Annotated in this window: 15 protein-coding genes, 1 pseudogene and 1 riboswitch; of the genes and pseudogenes, 9 read left to right on the top strand and 7 right to left on the bottom strand. The window is 51.5% G+C overall.

Translation table 11 applies throughout. The features are described 5' to 3' along the window. Nucleotides 1-17 precede the first annotated feature (17 nt). The 3 genes and pseudogenes from tolC (at nucleotide 18) to BG55_RS09630 (ending at nucleotide 3,463) form a co-directional block, all read left to right on the top strand. The gene (tolC, locus tag BG55_RS09640) at nucleotides 18-1,484 is read left to right on the top strand and encodes an outer membrane channel protein TolC (RefSeq protein WP_034936930.1); all 1,467 of its coding nucleotides are present in this window, start codon (nucleotides 18-20) and stop codon (nucleotides 1,482-1,484) included. A 140-nt stretch (nucleotides 1,485-1,624) separates the two neighbouring features. Further along, nucleotides 1,625-2,296 (top strand): annotated as a pseudogene (locus tag BG55_RS09635) (DUF1190 family protein). Between the two features lie 6 nt (nucleotides 2,297-2,302). Beyond that, on the top strand, nucleotides 2,303-3,463 hold the full coding sequence (locus BG55_RS09630) for a glutathionylspermidine synthase family protein (protein WP_034936929.1): 1,161 nt from the start codon (nucleotides 2,303-2,305) through the stop codon (nucleotides 3,461-3,463). A gap of 33 nt (nucleotides 3,464-3,496) precedes the next feature. Here the strand turns inward: BG55_RS09630 and ygiD are convergent, their stop codons facing one another. Continuing rightward, entirely contained in the window at nucleotides 3,497-4,279 is a 783-nt protein-coding gene (ygiD, locus tag BG55_RS09625) for a 4,5-DOPA-extradiol-dioxygenase (protein ID WP_034937382.1), read from the bottom strand. Nucleotides 4,280-4,514: 235 nt separating this feature from the next. On the opposite strand from ygiD, the gene BG55_RS22530 reads away from it, so the two are divergent. Continuing rightward, nucleotides 4,515-4,955 (top strand): hypothetical protein, encoded by a 441-nt coding sequence (locus BG55_RS22530; protein ID WP_152542708.1) that lies wholly within the window; start codon nucleotides 4,515-4,517, stop codon nucleotides 4,953-4,955. Nucleotides 4,956-5,313: 358 nt separating this feature from the next. On the opposite strand, the gene ribB is transcribed toward BG55_RS22530, so the two are convergent. Further along, complete coding sequence (gene ribB / locus BG55_RS09620; protein WP_034936927.1) at nucleotides 5,314-5,970, bottom strand: 3,4-dihydroxy-2-butanone-4-phosphate synthase; 657 nt, start codon at nucleotides 5,968-5,970, stop codon at nucleotides 5,314-5,316. A 104-nt stretch (nucleotides 5,971-6,074) separates the two neighbouring features. After that, nucleotides 6,075-6,226: riboswitch (FMN riboswitch) on the bottom strand. A gap of 147 nt (nucleotides 6,227-6,373) precedes the next feature. Between ribB and ubiK the strand changes: the two genes are divergently transcribed. Continuing rightward, nucleotides 6,374-6,658: a ubiquinone biosynthesis accessory factor UbiK gene (ubiK, locus tag BG55_RS09615; protein ID WP_034936926.1), complete on the top strand. Its 285-nt coding sequence runs from the start codon at nucleotides 6,374-6,376 to the stop codon at nucleotides 6,656-6,658. Nucleotides 6,659-6,846: 188 nt separating this feature from the next. Here ubiK and hldE read toward each other — a convergent pair whose 3' ends face one another. The 3 genes from hldE to BG55_RS09600 form a co-directional block, all read right to left on the bottom strand. Next, nucleotides 6,847-8,274, bottom strand: coding sequence for a bifunctional D-glycero-beta-D-manno-heptose-7-phosphate kinase/D-glycero-beta-D-manno-heptose 1-phosphate adenylyltransferase HldE (hldE, locus tag BG55_RS09610; RefSeq protein WP_034936923.1), 1,428 nt, complete (start codon nucleotides 8,272-8,274; stop codon nucleotides 6,847-6,849). A 117-nt stretch (nucleotides 8,275-8,391) separates the two neighbouring features. Beyond that, nucleotides 8,392-11,229: a bifunctional [glutamate--ammonia ligase]-adenylyl-L-tyrosine phosphorylase/[glutamate--ammonia-ligase] adenylyltransferase gene (glnE, locus tag BG55_RS09605; protein WP_034936921.1), complete on the bottom strand. Its 2,838-nt coding sequence runs from the start codon at nucleotides 11,227-11,229 to the stop codon at nucleotides 8,392-8,394. A 52-nt stretch (nucleotides 11,230-11,281) separates the two neighbouring features. Then, on the bottom strand, nucleotides 11,282-12,583 hold the full coding sequence (locus tag BG55_RS09600; RefSeq protein ID WP_034936919.1) for a CYTH domain-containing protein: 1,302 nt from the start codon (nucleotides 12,581-12,583) through the stop codon (nucleotides 11,282-11,284). Nucleotides 12,584-12,791: 208 nt separating this feature from the next. On the opposite strand from BG55_RS09600, the gene BG55_RS09595 reads away from it, so the two are divergent. Then, a complete protein-coding gene (locus BG55_RS09595; RefSeq protein WP_034936917.1) occupies nucleotides 12,792-13,412 on the top strand; it encodes a TIGR04211 family SH3 domain-containing protein in 621 nt (206 codons plus the stop codon). Between the two features lie 179 nt (nucleotides 13,413-13,591). After that, complete coding sequence (locus BG55_RS09590) at nucleotides 13,592-14,827, top strand: multifunctional CCA addition/repair protein (protein ID WP_034936914.1); 1,236 nt, start codon at nucleotides 13,592-13,594, stop codon at nucleotides 14,825-14,827. Nucleotides 14,828-14,861: 34 nt separating this feature from the next. Here BG55_RS09590 and bacA read toward each other — a convergent pair whose 3' ends face one another. Together bacA and folB are read right to left on the bottom strand one after the other, a co-directional pair. Further along, nucleotides 14,862-15,686: an undecaprenyl-diphosphate phosphatase gene (gene bacA, locus BG55_RS09585; RefSeq protein WP_034936912.1), complete on the bottom strand. Its 825-nt coding sequence runs from the start codon at nucleotides 15,684-15,686 to the stop codon at nucleotides 14,862-14,864. Between the two features lie 142 nt (nucleotides 15,687-15,828). Further along, nucleotides 15,829-16,188 carry a bifunctional dihydroneopterin aldolase/7,8-dihydroneopterin epimerase gene (gene folB / locus BG55_RS09580; protein WP_034936910.1) on the bottom strand — a complete coding sequence of 120 codons (360 nt, stop codon included), beginning with the start codon at nucleotides 16,186-16,188 and terminating at the stop codon, nucleotides 15,829-15,831. A gap of 107 nt (nucleotides 16,189-16,295) precedes the next feature. Between folB and plsY the strand changes: the two genes are divergently transcribed. Both plsY and BG55_RS09570 read left to right on the top strand, forming a co-directional pair. Further along, the gene (plsY, locus tag BG55_RS09575) at nucleotides 16,296-16,892 is read left to right on the top strand and encodes a glycerol-3-phosphate 1-O-acyltransferase PlsY (protein WP_034936908.1); all 597 of its coding nucleotides are present in this window, start codon (nucleotides 16,296-16,298) and stop codon (nucleotides 16,890-16,892) included. 126 nt (nucleotides 16,893-17,018) lie between these two features. Beyond that, nucleotides 17,019-17,309 carry a hypothetical protein gene (locus tag BG55_RS09570; RefSeq protein WP_034936905.1) on the top strand — a complete coding sequence of 97 codons (291 nt, stop codon included), beginning with the start codon at nucleotides 17,019-17,021 and terminating at the stop codon, nucleotides 17,307-17,309. Nucleotides 17,310-17,330: the final 21 nt, after the last annotated feature.

Genomic DNA, 17,330 nt, shown 5'->3' with positions numbered 1-17,330 from the left:
CACAACAAGGAATGCAAATGAAGAAACTGCTCCCGTTACTTATCGGCCTGAGCCTGGGCGGCTTCAGCGTCGCCAGTCAGGCAGAAAATCTGCTGCAAGTCTATCAGCAGGCTCGACTGTCTAACCCCGACCTTCGCAGTTCGGCAGCCGATCGCGATGCGGCCTTTGAGAAAATTAATGAAGCGCGTAGCCCACTTTTACCGCAATTAGGCCTCGGGGCAGATTATACCTACAATAATGGTTACCGCGACAACAGCGGACTGCACTCCAACACCACCAGCGGCTCTTTGACTCTGACGCAAACCATTTTTGACATGTCAAAATGGCGCGCATTAACGTTGCAGGAAAAAACAGCCGGTATTCAGGATGTCACTTATCAAACCGCACAGCAAACGCTGATTCTGAACACCGCTACCGCCTATTTCAACGTCCTGAACGCTATCGATACGCTTTCCTATACCGAAGCGCAAAAACAGTCGATCTACCGCCAGTTAGATCAAACGACGCAACGTTTCAATGTTGGCCTGGTCGCCATCACCGATGTGCAGAATGCCCGCTCACAGTACGACAGCGTACTGGCCAGTGAAGTTACCGCACGCAACACTCTGGACAACAATCTTGAAACGCTGCGGCAGGTAACAGGTAACGACTATCTGAGTCTGGCCTCACTGAATGTCGACAGTCTTAAACCGGAAAAACCTCAGCCAGTGAATGCCCTGATGAAAGAGGCTGAAAGCCGCAACCTGAGCCTGTTATCCGCCCGTCTGAATCAGGATCTGGCGCGTGAGCAAATTCGCTCAGCAGAAACCGGCCATATGCCAACGCTGGACCTGACTGCCTCAACCGGCTTGTCCAACAGTAAATATGGCGGTAGTCGCGCCAATCAGAGCAGTTCGACCACGGACAGCATCACCGGCAGTAATCAGGTAGGACTGAGCTTTAATCTGCCTCTTTACGCTGGTGGTTCAGTAACATCCCAGGTAAAACAGGCGCAATATGCCTATGTTTCTGCCAGTGAGCAGTTGGAAAGCGCTCACCGCACTGCGATTCAGACCGTACGTTCCTCTTTCAACAATGTGAACGCCTCTATCAGCAGTATTAACGCTTACAAACAGGCGGTGATCTCAGCGCAGAGTTCACTTGATGCCATGGAAGCAGGTTACCAGGTGGGTACCCGTACTATTGTTGACGTACTGGATGCCACCAGTACGCTCTATAGCGCAAAACAACAGCTCGCCAATGCGCGTTACAGCTACATGATTAACGAACTGAACATTAAATCTGCCCTGGGCACATTAAATGAACAGGATCTGCTGGCGCTCAACGGTCGTCTGGGTAAAGAAGTTGCCACTTCCCCTGACAGCGTAGCGCCTGAAAATCCCCAGCAGGTTGCAGCAGTGGATAACAATCAGAGCAGCACGCCAACGTCCTCCACTGCGGCGGCTGTGCAGTCTGGCGGAAAACGCAATCCCTTCAGCCATTAATCATTCGGGCAGCGTTCGCTGCCCGTTCACCATTAAACGTATAGCTACGTAAAGATCCCCTTATCCCTTCGCCCCTCGCTTCAATTATCACCGCTATTCCCCTATTCTGAGCGCTACCTCTGGGCACAGGACAGAAGATGATGAAACGGACTAAAAAGATCAATCATGCCTCCTTTCGTAAAAGCTGGAGCGCACGCCATTTAACGCCAGTGGCGCTGGCAGTAACGGCGGTATTTATGCTGGCCGGTTGTGAACAGTCAGATGAAACCGTCTCGCTGTATCAGAATGCTGACGACTGTTCCAAAGCCAATCCTGGTAAGAGTGAACAGTGTACGACTGCGTACAATAACGCTAAAAAAGAAGCTGAAAAAACTGCTCCTAAATATGCCACTCGCGAAGACTGTGTCGCGGAATTTGGCGAAGGTCAGTGCCAGCAAACGCCTGCTCAGGCCGGTATCGGCACCAGCAATGCCGAATCACAACAAAGCGGCAGCTTTTGAATGCCGCTGATGGCAGGTTACATGATGGGACGCCTGATGGGCGGCGGCGCAGGTTTCGCCCAACAACCACTCTTTACCTCACGCGCACCGGGTAGTCCGGCCAATGGCAAATTTGTTGATGCCAGCGGTAAGAGTTTTGGCAGCGCCACGCCGGGTCGGACTATCACCGTTCCTAAAACCGCTATGGCACCTAAACCCGCAACCACCACTACCGTGACGCGGGGTGGATTTGGTGAAAGCGTCGCGAAGCAGTCAACCATGCAGCGCAGCAGCGCCACCTCTTCCGGCACCCGCCGCTCTGTCGGGGGCTAATCACTGATGAAACGTCTTGCTATTACGGAACGTCCGGGCTGGCGTGAAAAAGCAACTGAATTCGGCTTCCGCTTCCATACCCTGCACGGTGAGCCCTACTGGTGTGAAGATGCTTATTACCAGTTCACTCTGCAACAGATTGAAAAGTTGGAAGACGTCACCAGTGAGCTGCATCAGATGTGCCTTCAGGTGGTGGATAAAGTGGTTAGCAGCGAAGAGCTGCTGACCAAATTCCGCATTCCGAAGCACACATGGGATTTCGTGCGCACCTCATGGAAAACCAGTCAACCCTCGCTCTACTCCAGGCTGGATTTAGCCTGGGATGGGCATGGGGATGCCAGGCTGTTGGAGAACAATGCAGATACCCCAACCTCATTATACGAAGCTGCTTTTTTCCAGTGGCTGTGGCTGGAGGATCAGCTCAATGCCGGACTTCTTCCCGCAGGTAGCGACCAGTTTAACAGCCTGCAAGAAAAGCTGATTGATCGCTTCGCAACGCTACATCAACAGCATGGTTTCAGCTGGCTGCATTTCGCCTGCTGCCGTGACAGTGATGAAGATCGCGGCACCGTACAGTATTTACAGGATTGTGCCACCGAGGCGGGTCTACCCAGTGAGTTTCTCTATATTGATGAGATTGGCCTCGGTGAAAAAGGCCAGTTCAGCGACATCAACGACAGCGTCATTAGCAATCTGTTTAAACTCTATCCCTGGGAATTTATGCTGCGTGAAGTATTCTCCACCAAGTTGGAGGATGCAGGCGTTCGCTGGCTGGAGCCCGCCTGGAAAAGCATAATTTCTAATAAAGCGCTGCTACCGATGCTGTGGAAAATGTTTCCCAATCATCCGAATTTGCTGCCCGCGTATTTCGCAGAGGATAGCGTTCCGGCAATGGATAAGTACGTCGTGAAACCGCTGTTTTCACGGGAAGGGGCGAATATACGTATTATGGAACATGGTCAGGAGATCGCCCGCGTTGATGGCCCTTACGGAGAAGAGGGCATGATCGTCCAGCAGTTTCATCCACTGCCGAAGTTTGGCGACAGTTATACCTTAATCGGTAGCTGGCTGATTGACGATCAACCCGCCGGGATCGGCTTGCGTGAAGACAGAGAGTTAATTACTCAGGATCTTTCACGTTTTTACCCGCACACCTTTCTTGAATAACAGATCGGGCGGTAAATAAACCGCCCTCTGTAATTATCCTACCTGCACTGACAGCATACTCAACGAGGCCATCTCAAGACCATCAACCGGAATGGATAGCGTCTCTCCGGGCTGACGGGCGCCCAGCACATACAACAGCGGCAGGTAATGTTCCGGGGTCGGATTAGATAAAGCAGCACCATCGTGCTGCATGAAATTTACCAGCGGATGCTGCTCTGTCGGACCTTCCCAGCTGAGATTTTCTCTGACGTAGTCATTAAATGAGGAAGCCCACGGATAAGGCTCAGCTTCGCCCTGCCAGCGTATCATACGCAGGTTATGTACCACGTTACCGCTGGCGACAATCATGACCCCTTGCTTACGAAGTGCCGCAAGTTTACGGCCAAGTTCAAAGTGAAAGGCCGGGGGCTGGGTGGCATCAACACTCAACTGCACCATTGGAATATCGGCCTCAGGATACATTTTGATCAATACGCCCCATGAGCCATGATCGAATCCCCATTGTTGATTCATTTCCACATCGATCGGAGCCAGTATTTCAGCCACCTTACCCGCCAGAGCAGGCGATCCGGGTGCCGGATAATGCGTATCAAACAACGCCTGAGGAAAGCCACCAAAGTCGTGAATAGTGCGTGGTTTTTCCATCGCTGTTACAGCAGTACCCCGCGTGTACCAGTGAGCGGATATAGCCAGAATGGCTTTCGGTCGCGGCAGCGTTTTGCCTAACTCACGCCAGGTTTTAGTATAAATATTCTCTTCCAGCACATTCATCGGACTACCGTGGCCAAGAAAAAGAGCGGGGATTATCTGACTCATCGTGTTTGCTCCAAAGGACTTAATGTCAGTGATGTTACGCCCTTTTAACCACGATGAAACCGGAGAAAGATGATGAAGATCATCAGCAAATTTGAAGTAATATTTTTCTGAAGAGCAAAAAAACACGCCACAGATATCCCAGCTGGCCGACATTGAGTTGAGCGTTTTATATAAAATATCCTGCGCCTCTTATGATATAAATTCTTTCACACATCAATTTTTTAGAAAGTGAAATATGCCGTACATAGCAAAAAATAATAATTTGAAAGTTGAAGTTACTAATAGTATCTGTCACAACGAGTTGGCTAACACAACTTCTGTCAGTAACCTGACCACTAAAATCGGAAAAGTTGAAAATATCTGCTGTAATAAATCTGACATTATAAATTCACATGAGGTAAAGGATAGTTCGCTACCATCCCTCAATATTGTCATATCATTTTCAGCGCAAAAAAATAGCTCTCACAGCATCAACGTTCTGTCATCAGCTCGATTTGAAAATCATCCAGACTCTGTTACTTCTGATGAGCCTCGGGAAAACGGCTCTGAATCACAAATGTCAATCGGCTCCTCCCAGGAGGACAAGATGTCGATTGATGATTCACAAAGAAGCTTCTCCGAATCACAAATGTCAATCGACTCCTCACAAGAGTACGAGATGTCCATTGATGATTGATAAAAAAGCTTTTTCGAATCACAAATGTTTATCGACTCTTAAATGAAAGATATTTTTTCGGTTTCATAAACAGCCTGATAGCTAAAATTTTCCCCCACACAGATTTTATATGACTTACGTGACAACATCACAGTGTCAAATATGCTATTGAAATTGCGCCAGGGATATTCAGCAGATAATGAGTCGATTATGTATTCTAAAAATTATTAATATTTCTTTTTTGAACGTCCTCTGCACATTGCCATTTCATGGCAATCATTACCGGCATTGATCCAGAAAGGTAAAACGCTGAAGTAACTATGACGGCAGTTCTGGCCTGTTTTATCCAGGCCAGAATAAACGATTAAGAGATGAAATATCAGCTGGCCTGGAGCGTTTCACGGCTGCGACGATAAGCTACCAAATCGTCAATGGTCACTACCGGCATGTTGTGTTGTTTTGCAAATGCGATAACTTGCGGAGCATGAGCCATTGAGCCGTCATCGTTAGTCAGTTCACAAAGTACACCCGCAGGTTTGAAACCGGCCAGCGTCACCAGATCAACGGTCGCTTCAGTATGACCACCACGGGTCAGTACACCGCCATTCTGGGCGCGCAGAGGAAAAACATGGCCCGGGCGATTTAAATCACCGGGCTTGGCATTGTCAGCAATGGCCGCCCGGATAGTGGTGACACGGTCCTGAGCAGATACGCCAGTGGTTACACCTGTCGCCGCTTCAATCGTCACAGTAAATCCGGTGCCAAAAGCACTGGTATTGTTGTCAACCATCATGGGCAGTTCAAGTTGCTGACGGCGTTCCTCGGTCAGACAGAGGCAGACAATGCCGCTACCGTGACGGATAGTCAGTGCCATCTGCTCAACGGTGATGGTTTCTGCGGCGAAGATCATATCTCCTTCGTTTTCACGATCTTCATCGTCCAGTACCATTACCCCCATGCCGTCGCGCAGAGCCGCGATAGCACTTTCCACACGCTGTTCCGGCGTGCCAAATTCTGATAAAAGCGACTGATTCATGGTAAAAAACCTTATTAAATGTATGAGTTACCAGAATCAGGGCGATCTTAGGAGTGTCATGCAGACAAAAAATAACGGCGAGGCGACATAAAGCCGACTGGAATCGTTACTCTCTCCCATCCGGACTGTAACCGTCGGCCCCGGAATTACACCGGATCTGCTGACCTTTGAACCGGGAGGTCCAAAGCGCTCGCGGGCTTTCAGCCGAAGCTGATTTACCGCCGGTGGGGAATTTCGCCCCGCCCTGAGAATAAGCCCGTTTACTATAGCGCTGAAAAAAAATTGGGGCAACGAACAAAAACCGCATTAAGTTGCCCATTTTTCTGCTTTGACGTTTTCAGGTTTGTCCTTTCGGCTTATGGCATTACAATTACAGAAACTTTGCTGCTACCAGGAAGCCGCCATGATTGACCCGAAAAAAATTGAACAACTTGCCCGCCAGGTTCATGACGCTATGCCGAAAGGGATACGCGAGTTTGGTGATGATGTTGAAAACAAAATCCGCCAGACCTTGCAGTCACAGTTGACCCGGCTGGATCTGGTTAATCGCGAAGAGTTTGATGTGCAGACCCAGGTTCTGTTGCGTACGCGTGAAAAATTAGCTGCGCTGGAAAGCCGCATTGCCGCACTGGAAAGCAACAACACACCGGAACCTGCGGCAAAAGTTGAAGATAAGCCTTCGGCCTGAAAATGATAAGGGGGGATTTGCCCCCTTACCTCACCGAAAAGCACGTTTTGTGGACGTTTTTGCCGGGCATTTGCTGAAGCGGCCCTGACATAAATGAAGGCAGGTCAAAGCGAGCAAGGCCTTTTAAGAGCAGTAATTATTCCCGCAGAGAGGCTGCCAAAGCGACTTCTGTAACGGCAACTCTTTATTTACCCTTTCGATTTGATGGCTTTAATAATGTTGGTTGTCGAGATGCCATCTTCAAAATTCAGCACCCGCACATCACCGCCATTGGCCCACACCTCTTTACTCCCTGCAATATCCTCTGGTTTATAATCACCACCTTTAACCAGCAGGTCGGGAAGGATTTCGGCGATCAGCCGCTGGGGGGTATCTTCTTCAAACGCAACCACCCAGTCCACCGCCTCAAGCGCCCCGAGAACAATCATTCTGTTAACGAGTGGATTAACCGGACGGCTTTCGCCTTTCAGACGCTTCGTTGAGTCATCGCTGTTAACCGCCACAATCAAACGATCCCCCAGTTTGCGGGCATTTGCCAGATAGGAAACGTGTCCGGCATGAAGGATATCGAAGCAGCCATTGGTCATCACCACCTTCTCACCGCGGCGGCGAGCCAGCGCCACGGCTTCCTGCAACTGCTCTTCGCTCATCACGCCGAAGCCTGATTCCGGACGGGCACGAATCGCATTCTCCAGTTCAACCGGCGACACCGTGGAGGTGCCGAGTTTGCCTACCACCACGCCCGCCGCAGCATTAGCCAGGAAACAGCTCTCTTCCAGGGAATTACCTGCGGCCAGCGCAGCGGCAAGGACGCCAATTACCGTATCGCCCGCCCCGGTTACGTCATAGACTTCCTGCGCCTGGGTGGGCAAATGGAATGGCTCCTGACCGGGTTGCAACAGCGTCATGCCATTTTCTGAGCGAGTAACCAGCAGTGCCGACAGCTCAAACTGCTGCATCAGCGCCATACCCCGAGCGACGAGGTCAGCGTCATCCTTACATTTGCCGACCACAGCTTCAAATTCAGAAAGATTCGGCGTCAGGATTGTCGCACCACGATAGCGTTCAAAATCGGTTCCTTTCGGATCAACCAGCACAGGTACATTTGCTTCGCGGGCGATGCGAATAATGGTTTCCACGCTGGCCAGCGCCCCTTTGGCATAGTCGGACAGCACTAACGCACCAGCCTGTGGCAATGCCTGACGAATACGCTGGTGTAAAGGGCCGACATCAACGCCTTCGAAACCCTCTTCGAAATCCAGGCGAATAAGTTGCTGGTTGCGTGACAGGACGCGCAGCTTGGTGATGGTAGGATGGGTGGTGACGGCAACAAAATCACACTGAACATTAACACCACTCAGGGTATGATTCAGCGCTCGTGCAGCATCATCAACGCCGGTCAGGCCAACCAGGCGCGATTGCGCTCCCAGTGAAGCAATGTTCATCGCCACATTGGCCGCCCCGCCAGGACGCTCCTCAACGTTATCCACCTTCACCACCGGAACAGGGGCTTCGGGGGAAATGCGGCTGGTCGGGCCGTACCAGTAGCGATCCAACATCACGTCGCCAACGACAAGAACTCCCGCACGGTTAAAATCGGGCAGCGTAATTTTCATTCCAGAAACTCCTGACCAGTAGTCAAAAAACAGTGCGCGCGATGATAGCACAAGCTGAGTAGTACAGATATTTCGCCTTCACATCCAGGGTTGCGACCGGTCAATCGGACTGCGGCTTCACTCCTGCTCAAACCAACGCTGCCAGCTGGCATTGACCAACGCCTTTTCCGCAGCAAATCGCTCCGGCGACACCTGTCCCGCCTGTTCTTCCAGCGCAAGGTGATGCAGTTCATCGCGCAGAGTAACGTAGGCACAGGTAAGTGCCTGCGCCTCGTCCTGATCGATTCGACCATTTTCAGCCATCAGCGTCAGGATCCGCACGTTATCAGACCAGCGAGTCAGTCTGGGTTCCTGATGCGCGTAACGCAGGACCAGATACTGGGTGATAAATTCGATATCGGTGATCCCCCCGCGATCCGCTTTAATATCCCAGCGATCTTTATATTTGCTACCGAGGTGCGTGCGCATTTTCTCTCTCATCTCACGCACTTCTTTTTTCAGCGTCATGGCATCACGTGGCAGGGATAAAATAGCATGGCGGATCTGATTAAATTTCTGCGCCTGAACGGCCCCACCGAAGACAATGCGCGCCCTCACCAGCGCCTGATGTTCCCATGTCCAGGCCTCATTGCGCTGATAGTCATCAAAAGCATCAAAGGTGCTCACCAGCATCCCGGCGGCACCTGAAGGGCGCAGGCGGGCATCCACTTCATACAGAATGCCGGACGACGTACGGGTGCTGAACAGATGCATTACCCGCTGAGCCAGACGCAGATAAAACTGTCTGCCATCAATGCTGCGCTCACCGCTGGTGAAGGATTTATCAGGACAGTCGTGCAGGAACACCAGATCGAGATCGGAACTGTAACCCAGTTCCCAGCCGCCCAGTTTGCCATAGCCAATCACTGCAAAACCGCGCGCCTGCTCATCCTCAAGATGCGAGGGACGTCCATAACGCTGAACCATCATTTGCCATGCCTGTTGCACAACCTGCTCAATTATCGCTTCAGCCAGCCAGGTGAGGTGATCGCTTACTTTCATAACCGGTAGTGTTTTAGCAATATCAGCGGCAGCAATACGCAGATGCTGTGCCTGCTTGAACTGACGTAACGCCTCCAGTTGCTGTTCTTCGTCCTCTTCCGGTATGCGTAAAAGATACTGCCGCAATTCATCACGATAGGCATCGGTGGCCGTAGGCTGGTAAAGCGTTGCGGGATCGAGAAGTTCATCCAGCAGCAGAGGATATCGCGCAAGCTGGCTGGCGATCATTGGTGAAGCGGCGCACAGACGGATCAGATGTTTCAACGCACCATGATATTCAGTTAACAGCTCCAGATAGGTGGAGCGGGTGACAATCCCCAACAGCAAAGGCGTCAGGCGGCTCAGGGTGATATCAGCATCACTGCGTGGACAGACTTCAGACAGCAGGCGCGGCATCAGTTGATCCAGAGCCTGACGACCTCGCGGACCAATAGTGCGTTTATCCACATCCTGATGAAAATCGGTCATTATCTGTAGCAGGCGCTGTCGTGCCGTATCGCCCAGATGAGGAACCAGTGGAATAAGCTCGGCTTCCTCCAGCCTGTCCTGCCACAGGACACCGTACTCACCGTTTGTCTGACTTTCGCCGGTTTCAGGTGTGTCATCGCCGATAAGCTCATCAAACACAGCACGAACGGCTGCCATGTGCTGTTCCAGGTGCTGGTAAAGCTCATCCCATGAACCCTGTGCCATCGCCCAGGCCAGCCGCTCACGGTTCAGCGCATCACCGGGCAGCGTCTGCGTCTGGTCGTCATTGATGCTTTGCAGCAGATTTTCCAGACGCCGCAAGAAAAGCCAGGCCCCGGTCAGCTGATCTACCTGCTCTGATGACAACAGATTAAGTTCGCCAATTGCCTGCAAAGCCTTCAACAGTGAGCGCTGTTGCAGGCTGCGCTCCCGCCCTCCCCGAATCAACTGGAACACCTGAACAATAAACTCAATTTCGCGGATACCGCCCGCACCCAGTTTAATATTGTCGACCAGACCACGTCGTCGGACTTCCCGGGCTATCATGCTTTTCATGTTGCGTAACGACTGGACTACGCTGAAATCAATGTAGCGGCGGTAAACAAACGGTCGCAGCATCTGCTGTAATTCCTGGCTCCAGCGATCGTCCGCACTTCCCATCAGCCTGGCCTTCACCATCGCATAACGTTCCCAGTCACGTCCCTGCTCCTGGTAGTAATCTTCCAGCGCGGCAAAACTCAACACCAGTGGGCCGCTGTCACCAAAGGGACGCAGCCGCATATCCACGCGATAAACAAAGCCATCAACAGTGGGCTGATCCAGAACTTTAATCAGCCGCTGTCCCAGACGGGTAAAAAACTGCGCATTATCCAGCTCACGGCGACCACCTGTGGTGGTGCCATTTTCCGGCCAGGTGAAAATCAGATCGATATCAGAGGAGAAATTCAGCTCTCCGCCGCCTAACTTGCCCATACCCAGAATCAGCAACGGCTGTGCCTCCCCACGGGCATTTACCGGCGTGCCGAACTCGCGGCAGCAGGCCAGCCATAACCACTCTTTTGCAGCGACAATCAGCGTTTCAGCCAGCACGCTTAGCTGCTGCAACGACTCCTGTGTGCTACTGACAGCCAGCGTCTGCATCCATGCAATACGCGTGAGCATGTGGCGACGGAACAGCCGTAATTGTTGCATCAGAGTATTGTCATCAGTCACCGAATCCAAATGGGTATCCAGCCATTGCGCGTAATGCTGCCATTCATCCGCAACGGGCGGGCTCTCTCTCAATAGCCACAGCCACTGCGGATGGCGATTCAGGTTCTCACTGATAAAATCGCTGAAAGCGAACACTGCGGATTCAGTCGCATTGAGTGGTCCCGCTTCCGGGTTGAGACGTGACGCCTGTTCTTTCAACAGCGCAGGCAGCGACGACGAAGGTAATGGCAACATAAAAGAACTCCCTGGATGCATTATTTCCGCCAGCCGCTTACTGCGGCCGGTTTCAGATATTCCCGTTTTTCCAGAAGACAGGTTGTTTTATGGTCTGACGACACTGGCTTTCCAGCCAGGCTACCTGCCCGGACGTAATCGCCTGAGCCACCAGTTGCCAGTTCTCCAGCCAGTTGGCAACGGCGATGGGGTCATAAGCGCCCGCCAGCAGACGCGTTGCCAGCAGCTGACGATGCAGGCGGGTGAGTTTATCCTGATACTCATTCAGCTGATGTACGCGGGCAAAGGTTTCTTTCAGATCGGCTGAGATGCGTCCCAGCATGATGTCACTGAATCGCTTGAATGATCCCTGAAGCCTGGCATCAGCTTTGGCATCAATAAAATGTCGCCAGCGTTCAGTCACAATCCAGTTAGTAAGTGCCAACTGGGTCTCCAGACTGAGAGAGCTGAAACAGAATTTTTCCGCCGGTAAATTTTCCAGCAACAGCTCTTCCAGCCGGGTCAGAGACTGACGCAGTTCGCTACTCGCTTTGCGTGGCACCAATGCGCCAAAGAGCGAAAAGGCCTGACGCAGCGTTTCCAGAGCCTGGTGGATTTGCTCCAGCGCAGCCTGATTGCCGCGCAACCACAGCTCTTCATGATACTGCCACTGACTCAGTGCCAACATAAAGGCAGCGCGCATCCCCTGCTCAACGGTGGCTTTTGCGGCAATATTCATCACCGGAACGGGGCGAAGATCGCGTGGCGGATTGCCTTTTGCCAGCGCATAGCCCCTGGCTGCTTTACTCAGGCTCCCGAGCCGTATCCCCCCCATCGCCGCCAGCTCCGTCGCAAAAGCCAGCAGGTCATCGCGATGACCACTTTTCAGCTCCAGCTCAATCTCGCTCAATGCTTCAGTCAGTTCACCGGCCGCCACTTCACCGCGATCACAGGCGACTTCGATCTCGCTGTTGAGGTAAGTAATTACCCACTTCTCACGGAAAAAGTGCGTACTGAAAAGCGGTTTCAGTTGGTGTTGTAAAGCAATAACATCGCAGCCCTCTGGCCAGATTTCGGCAGGCAATCTGTTGAGATCTAACTCTGGCGTATCCAGGGGGACGTTGTATTCTGGCCGCTGATGCAGCCCGCCAACCGTCTGCCCTGCTGTTTTCAGCGTCATTTCATAACTGTCGCCAAAACCACGAATACGCAATCCCATATCCCAGCGTCGCAGCTGGCTGTCTGCCGTCTCAAAATAGATGTTGGTCAGTTTCTGCCCTTCGCTGTGCTGATGGGAAAAGCCTGCTAACAACGCCGGCAGTTTTTCGGCGCCTTCAGGGGTAACAATGAACTTTAATTCGATTTCGATGGTCATAATTTTTTATCAGTTGATTACCGGCATGGTAAATACGTTATCACGTGAAGAATAAAGCAGAAACGCCCAGGCTGTCCCGGCTTTCCTGCCACTTTGCGTGATGCCTCGCACCAGCCAGAGACCAGGACTGTTCTCATTCAGGTTTGTGCATACCAACTCCAGACTGTGCCATTACTTTTTTCCAGGACTTACGTAAAAAAGACATCGAATGAAAAAAACTCACCTTATCAGCCTTGCGCTACTGACCTTCAGCGTTGCCGCATCTGTTCATGCCGAAGAAAAACGCTACATCTCTGACGAACTTTCAACCTGGGTACGCAGCGGCCCCAGCGACAGTTACCGCCTGGTTGGCACCCTGAACGCCGGTGAAGAAGTGTCATTACTGCAAACCGATGAAAGCACGCATTATGCTCAGATTCGTGATGCGAACGGCCGGACCACCTGGATCCCTCAGGCCCAGTTAAGCCAACAGCCCAGCCTGCGCACACGTGTGCCTCAGCTCGAACAGCAGGTCAAAGATTTAACCGATAAACTGGCGAATATTGATAACAGCTGGAACCAGCGCACCGCTGAAATGCAGAAAAAAGTAGCGGGCAGCGATGGTGCCATCAACAGCCTGAAGGATGAAAATCAGAAGCTGAAAAATGAGCTGATAGTGGCGCAGAAAAAAGTCAGCGCCGCAAATGTTCAACTGGACGACAAGCAGCGGACGATTATTATGCAGTGGTTTATGTATGGCGGCGGCGTGGCCGGCGTTGGCCTTCTGTTGGGACTGTTTTTGCCACACATGATCCCAAGCAGAAAAAAGAAAGATCGCTGGATGAACTGATTTTCCTCTCAGTCCGCTACCAGGCTCCCCTGCTGGCCCTGACCTGACACAATATGGACATCATGACGATGTCCGTGTTGTTTTTCATGGCGGCTGGCTCTCTTCACTTTCCCGCAACAATGTGACAGCTTCCCCACTTCGCGTATGATGCCACTAACCAATCAGTCAGGAGCAAAGTAGTGAAGATTTATCTTGTTGGTGGCGCGGTACGCGATGCACTGTTAAATCTGCCAGTAAAAGATAAAGACTGGGTGGTGGTGGGCGCTTCCCCCGAGGAGATGCTGAATCAGGGCTATCAGCAGGTTGGTCGTGATTTCCCGGTATTCCTGCATCCACGTACCCAGCAGGAATATGCCCTGGCTCGCACCGAACGCAAGAATGGCAGTGGCTATACCGGTTTTATCTGTTATTCCGCGCCTGATGTTACTCTCGAGCAGGATTTACTGCGTCGTGATCTGACCATTAACGCTATCGCTCAGGATCAGGACGGCAATTACCACGATCCCTACGGTGGTCGCAACGATCTGACAAAACGCCTGCTGCGTCATGTTTCTCCAGCGTTCAATGAAGATCCGCTACGCGTGCTCCGCGTGGCACGTTTTGCCGCGCGTTTTGCCCATCTTAATTTTACCGTTGCTGATGAGACACTTGCGTTAATGCGCAATATGGCCGGCAGCGGTGAACTGAATACGTTGACACCGGAACGGGTGTGGAAGGAGACGGAAAAAGCGTTGGCAACCCGCCATCCTGAGGTCTATTTCCAACTGCTGCGCGACTGCGGCGCATTGGCGGTGCTGTTTCCTGAACTGGACAATCTTTATGGTGTTCCGGCCCCAGCGAAATGGCATCCGGAGATTGATACCGGCGTGCATACCCTGATGACGCTGGCAATGGCAGCCCGGCTCAGCGACGACGTTGCCGTTCGTTTCGCTACCCTGTTTCACGACGTGGGCAAAGCGCTGACGCCCCCTGAAAAATGGCCCAGTCATCATGGTCATGGACTGGCAGGTATCCCAATAGTTGAAAAGGTTTGTCAGCGGTTAAGGGTGCCCAATGCCTTTCGCGATCTGGCGCTGCTGGTCACTGAATTTCACGATATGATCCATGTCGTGGAGCGTCAGAGCCCGCAAACCCTGGTTACTCTTTTTGATCGTATTGATGCCTGGCGAAAACCGCACAGGGTGGAGCAGATTGCGCTGACCAGCGAAGCTGATGCGCGTGGCCGCACCGGGTTTGAAAATAATGCCTATCCCCAGGGCACCTATCTGCGTGAAGCCTGGGCGGTGGCGTTGAGCGTCCCTACAAAAGCAGTGATTGAGGCCGGTTTTAAAGGTGCGGAGGTTCGCGAAGAGTTAACCCGAAGGCGCGTTGCCAAACTGGCCGAATGGCAAACTCAGCAAAATTTATTGCCTTGAAGGGAAGGCCGGACTGAACGTCCGGCCTGCTTTTTCAGATCTGCACAAAGAGGAACCAGACCGCAATCGCCACGATGAAGCGATAGATAGCGAACGGCACAAAGGAGATGTTCTGAATCAATTTCAGGAACACCTTAATGGCAATCAGCGCCACAATAAATGCGGTGATAAAGCCAACGGCAAACATCGGAAAGTCTGCCATGGTCAGAAAACCTCTGCTTTTATACAGGTCGAGAATAGTGGCACCCAGCATCATCGGCACTGCGAGGATGAAAGAGAACTCAGAGGCAGCATAGCGGCTGACCCCCATCAGCATCCCGCCGGAAATAGTTGCACCAGAACGCGAGAAGCCCGGCCACAGCGCAAGACATTGAAAGCAACCAATCACAAACGCCTGACGGTATGTCATATCATCGATGCCGACGGCTTTCGGTTTCTTCGGTTTGAGAAATTCAGCAGCCAACAGCAACACGCCGCCCACGACCAGCGCATACATTACGTTAACCGGGTTGAATAACAATTTGATTTTGTCGTGAAAGATCAAACCGATGACCACTGCGGGGATCATACCCAACAGAATATGAATTAACGTCAGATGTCCCCGGCCAGTTCCTTCGTGTGGCACGTTACCAAAGTGGATCCCGATCAAACCAAACAAACGACGCCAGAACATCACCACAACGGCCAGAATAGAGCCCAGTTGAATAACGACTTCAAAGGTGTCTGCCTTGTCTCCTTCAAACCCCAACAGATGACCGACAATAATCATATGTCCGGTGGAAGAGACAGGCAGAAACTCTGTTAATCCCTCAACAATGCCCAGTATTGCTGCCACCCATAGCTGATGTAGATCTGCCATCAAATTCCCCTATCCGTTCAAAAAACATTAAAAAGGCGGTCGCTGTTCGCTACCGCCGAAATTGTGTCAGCCCTGGGTTAGGCCAACCTTAAGACAATCCATAATGTCGTTTGCTTTAACTGTGATGGCAATCACTCTGGCTCTATTTCGGATTAGTCCCGCGTTCAATAATCACACCAACCTGCGTTGCCTGGGCCACGGCACCGGGTTTGCTGAGTTTAATGCGCACCCACGGCGAGTTGAATCGCGCCAGTAATAAGCTGGCAACTTCTTCCGCTACCCGCTCCACCAGGGCGAATTTTCCCCCCGCGACATGGTTGATGATGGCTTCAGATACATCGGCGTAGCTCAGACAGTCTTTCACATCATCGCTGGCGGCGGCCTTGCGGTTATCCCAGGCCATTTCGACATCGAACACCAGCTTTTGTTGAATGGTTTGTTCCCAGTAGTAAACGCCGATAGTCGTGATAACGCAAAGTTGCTCTATAAATACGATATCCATGATGTCACTCTCTGTTTTTGTGATTGCCGGATACCACTTCCGACAGTTTATGCGTATTATCCACAGATGATGAAATCAAAACGACCCCAGCAACACGGAACTGTGTTATGAGTGTATTCGAGCTTGGTATGATTGTTTTCGCGTATCTTTGCGGCTCGGTTTCCAGCGCAATTCTGGTATGCCAGCTTTTCCGCTTACCCGATCCGCGTCAGCATGGCTCCGGCAACCCCGGCGCGACCAACGTATTGCGGATTGGTGGCAAGCTGCCTGCGCTGACGGTACTGATTTTTGATATCCTCAAAGGTATGTTACCGGTATGGCTGGCATACCATTATGGCGTCAGCCCGTTTTATCTCGGTCTGACGGCTATCGCGGCCTGTCTTGGTCATATCTATCCGGTCTTCTTTCATTTTAAAGGCGGTAAAGGCGTGGCGACTGCGTTTGGGGCCATCGCGCCAATAGGCTGGGATCTGACCGGGCTGATGACCGGAACCTGGCTGCTGACCGTGTTGTTGAGCGGTTACTCTTCTCTGGGAGCAATCATCAGCGCGTTGATTGCACCCTTTTATGTCTGGTGGTTTAAACCGCAGTTCACCTTTCCGGTCGCGATGCTCTCCTGTCTGGTATTACTCCGTCACCACGATAATATTCAGCGTTTGTGGCGCGGTCAGGAATCGAAAATCTGGAAAAGAAAGTCCAAATAAAACTTAACTTCACTTAATTGTAATTAATAATTGATAATTGCAAAAAAACCTGGCAATAAATTAAAATAACTGGGCCATTTAATGGCGTGGATTTAATTTAATAATATTAATTACAAGGAATTGTTAATGAAAGAATTATCACAGCAAGAATTATCACTGGTGAGTGGTGCAGGGTTTATTGAGGACGCCCTCAGTAATATTGGAGGCGTGATCGGCAAAAGCTTATACGGGCTGGTTTCAGATAGTACAAGCGTTAGCATTCCACTGCTTGGAAACGTCAGCATCAGTTCGTTGCTGCCAAATTTAGGCACCAGTATAGGCTCCAGCCTTGGGAGCAAGATTGGCAGCGCTATTGAAAACACCCTTGCCAGTATTCCTTTAATTGGCTCCTGGTTAAACAGCCTTTTAGGTAACTGATTTATATAACGACTCTACGCC

Source organism: Erwinia mallotivora (genome assembly GCF_000590885.1).
In the GTDB taxonomy this organism is placed as follows: domain Bacteria; phylum Pseudomonadota; class Gammaproteobacteria; order Enterobacterales; family Enterobacteriaceae; genus Erwinia; species Erwinia mallotivora.
This window is presented reverse-complemented; position numbering and strand designations above follow the sequence as displayed.

Bases quoted from the DNA above. Each gene is read 5' to 3' on its own strand.
- tolC (WP_034936930.1), top strand. From the start codon at position 18: ATGAAGAAACTGCTCCCGTTACTTATCGGCCTGAGCCTGGGCGGCTTC.
- BG55_RS09630 (WP_034936929.1), top strand. From the start codon at position 2,303: ATGAAACGTCTTGCTATTACGGAACGTCCGGGCTGGCGTGAAAAAGCA.
- ygiD (WP_034937382.1), bottom strand. From the start codon at position 4,279: ATGAGTCAGATAATCCCCGCTCTTTTTCTTGGCCACGGTAGTCCGATG.
- BG55_RS22530 (WP_152542708.1), top strand. From the start codon at position 4,515: ATGCCGTACATAGCAAAAAATAATAATTTGAAAGTTGAAGTTACTAAT.
- ribB (WP_034936927.1), bottom strand. From the start codon at position 5,970: ATGAATCAGTCGCTTTTATCAGAATTTGGCACGCCGGAACAGCGTGTG.
- ubiK (WP_034936926.1), top strand. From the start codon at position 6,374: ATGATTGACCCGAAAAAAATTGAACAACTTGCCCGCCAGGTTCATGAC.
- hldE (WP_034936923.1), bottom strand. From the start codon at position 8,274: ATGAAAATTACGCTGCCCGATTTTAACCGTGCGGGAGTTCTTGTCGTT.
- glnE (WP_034936921.1), bottom strand. From the start codon at position 11,229: ATGTTGCCATTACCTTCGTCGTCGCTGCCTGCGCTGTTGAAAGAACAG.
- BG55_RS09600 (WP_034936919.1), bottom strand. From the start codon at position 12,583: ATGACCATCGAAATCGAATTAAAGTTCATTGTTACCCCTGAAGGCGCC.
- BG55_RS09595 (WP_034936917.1), top strand. From the start codon at position 12,792: ATGAAAAAAACTCACCTTATCAGCCTTGCGCTACTGACCTTCAGCGTT.
- bacA (WP_034936912.1), bottom strand. From the start codon at position 15,686: ATGGCAGATCTACATCAGCTATGGGTGGCAGCAATACTGGGCATTGTT.
- folB (WP_034936910.1), bottom strand. From the start codon at position 16,188: ATGGATATCGTATTTATAGAGCAACTTTGCGTTATCACGACTATCGGC.
- plsY (WP_034936908.1), top strand. From the start codon at position 16,296: ATGAGTGTATTCGAGCTTGGTATGATTGTTTTCGCGTATCTTTGCGGC.
- BG55_RS09570 (WP_034936905.1), top strand. From the start codon at position 17,019: ATGAAAGAATTATCACAGCAAGAATTATCACTGGTGAGTGGTGCAGGG.